Annotated in this window: 3 protein-coding genes and 1 pseudogene; all 4 read right to left on the bottom strand. The window is 56.0% G+C overall.

Annotation, left to right across the window (positions count from 1 at the left end):
* Window positions 1–170: pseudogene (gene purT, locus B3M52_RS08295) on the bottom strand (phosphoribosylglycinamide formyltransferase 2); the annotation flags it as partial.
* Between the two features lie 38 nt (window positions 171–208).
* On the bottom strand, window positions 209–391 hold the full coding sequence (locus B3M52_RS08290) for a DUF1289 domain-containing protein (protein WP_007154793.1): 183 nt from the start codon (window positions 389–391) through the stop codon (window positions 209–211).
* A 33-nt stretch (window positions 392–424) separates the two neighbouring features.
* Window positions 425–1,147, bottom strand: a complete 723-nt coding sequence (bluB, locus tag B3M52_RS08285) for a 5,6-dimethylbenzimidazole synthase (RefSeq protein ID WP_075194597.1) — start codon at window positions 1,145–1,147, stop codon at window positions 425–427.
* A 9-nt stretch (window positions 1,148–1,156) separates the two neighbouring features.
* The coding region (locus tag B3M52_RS08280) for a cobyric acid synthase (RefSeq protein ID WP_286749391.1) at window positions 1,157–2,555 on the bottom strand (1,399 nt) is incomplete at its 5' end.

Raw genomic sequence — 2,555 nt, 5'->3', positions numbered from 1 at the left:
TGGGCCACCTGCATGGCCGGGGCGTTGGCGTAACGGTCAACTGCGATAACTTCCACGCCAAAGCGCTGGAGTTCAATCACAACTTCCTTGCCCAGCTCTCCCGAGCCACAGAAGAGAACCCTGAAAGCATTTCCTTTCAGCGGAGTACCAATACGAACTGTGTCAGTCATGAAAGTTTCTGCCTTTCCTGATATCGGGGGTCAAAGACCTAGATCAAAAATTTGCTTTCACGCTCGGCCACTTTGCGCAGCACTTCCTGGCGCTCTTCATTGCTCATCTGGGACCATCGCGTGATCTCATCACCACTGCGATGGCACCCAACACACATATCGTTGTCATCAAGGGCGCAAATACTCACACAGGGCGAGCGCACCTTATCAGCCACTTTCATTCCGCAACCTCACCTAACGTCTTGACCACTACTTTAACCTTTCCTGATCTCTGCTTCTAACGCCGGTTCCGTCAACGACTCACCCCAGGTGCTTCCATGCACAAGATCAGCCAGAGGCAACCGCGAGCGCCATCCCTTTTTCTGTAGTTCAGGCTGTTCAAGAAACTCGCTGACAAAGCCAAGGCACAGATAGGCCAACGGGTATACGTGTTCGGGGAGCTTCAGTGTCTTCGCCAGCTTTTCCTGATCCAGAATACTGACCCAGCCCACACCAATCCCTTCAGCCCTTGCTGCCAGCCAAAAGTTCTGTACCGCCAGGCACGTACTGAAAAGATCCGTTTCAACGATCGAGTTACGCCCCAGCACATGGCTACCACCGCGACTTCGGTCACAGGTGATGCATAGATTAATCGGGCTTTCCAGGATGCCCTGGAGCTTCAGACTCTTATACTGTGTATTGCGATCGCCTTCATAATTTTCCGCGGCTTTCCGGTTTTCTTCCTCGAAAATGGAAAGCACTGCGCTGCGCACTGACTTGCTATCGATCACGAGAAAGTCCCACGGCTGCATAAAACCGACGGAGGGTGCGTGGTGGGCCGCGTCGAGCAGTCGGGCAAGGACATCCGGGGGAATCGGATCAGGAAGAAACTGCGAGCGCACATCCCGGCGTTCATGGATCGCACGATAAAGCCCGCTCGTTTCTTCATCACTAAAGGGGCGATTCTGATTTGGCCGGTGGGTTCTGTGGTCTGTCATTCTTTGCCTCTAATGCCGTCGGTTGAGTCCCAGCAAATGCTTCAGAAACCCCGTGTCCAGACACTCCTCAACGAGATCCGCCAGGCGATCCAGCTGTTCCAGGCGATGTGCCTTGTAGTCTACGGCCTGATGCTGAGCTCCCAAGCCCGCCCATTCGAGTATCTCACGGGTCGCTTCAGGCTGATCGAAAATGCCGTGAACATAGGTTCCAATTATCTGACCGTCCTCACTCACTGCGCCTTCAGGCTGTCCATTCAGCGTCGCCATGGGGCATTCAAGCGCGGGGCCACAGGAAATACCGTTATGCATCTCATAACCTGTGAACCCCGGCCTTCCACTGCCAAGCGTTAACTCTCCGGAAACGTCCTTCAGCGTTTTGCCGGCAACCATTCGTGTGGTCATGTTGAGCAACTCAAGGCCAGGCGTGGTACCGGCATCCCCTTCCAGGCCGTCCGGGTCGGATACCGACCGCCCCATCATCTGAAAGCCGCCGCAAATGCCTAACACCTTGCCGCCATAACGGAGGTGTTTCTGAATAGCCTCAGGCCAGCCCTGGGATCTCAGCCATTGCAGATCATGCCGGGTGCTTTTGCTGCCCGGTAACAGGATCAGGTCAGCCGGGGGAATCCGCTGGTCGGGGCCGATGAATTGGAGGTTGACGCCCGGGTGCAGACGAAGGGGGTCAAAGTCATTGTGATTGCTGATGCGAGGTAACACCGGGACGATCACATTCAGTGCATCGGGTTCATTGGTGCCACTGGTGCCAACGCTGTCTTCTGCGTCAATCACCAAGCCATGCAGATACGGCAATACGCCAGCTACGGCTTTATCAGTGCGTTCGGCCAGCCAATCCAGGCCTGGCTTCAACAAGGCAATATCGCCCCGAAAACGGTTGATAACGAAGCCTTTCGTGCGCGCTCGTTCGCTCTCGGTGATGAGTTCAAGCGTGCCCACCAGTTGGGCAAATACACCACCCTTGTCAATATCGCCGACGAGGAGCACTGGGCAATCGGCCGCTTCGGCGAAGCCCATGTTGGCAATATCATTCACACGCAAGTTGATCTCGGCGGGGCTACCAGCCCCTTCGGCAATGATTACGTCATAGCGGGCACTCAGGTCACGCCATGCCTCCATCACCGAGGCCATCGCCTCGGCCTTGTAGGCATGGTAATCCAGAGCGTTCATATTGCCGTGAACCTTGCCTCGCAGGATTACCTGGGCACCGCAGTCACTCTGGGGCTTGAGCAACACCGGATTCATATCGCTATGCGGGGCGAGCCCGCAGGCCAGTGCCTGAAGTGCCGTGGAACGGCCTATTTCACCGCCGTCGACGGTAACCGCACTGTTCAGGGCCATGTTCTGGGGTTTGAAAGGCGCTACGGAAACACCCTGCCGCGCCAGCCACCGA

The organism is Marinobacter sp. UBA2688, from assembly GCF_002352785.1.
GTDB lineage: Bacteria > Pseudomonadota > Gammaproteobacteria > Pseudomonadales > Oleiphilaceae > Marinobacter > Marinobacter salarius.
This window is presented reverse-complemented; position numbering and strand designations above follow the sequence as displayed.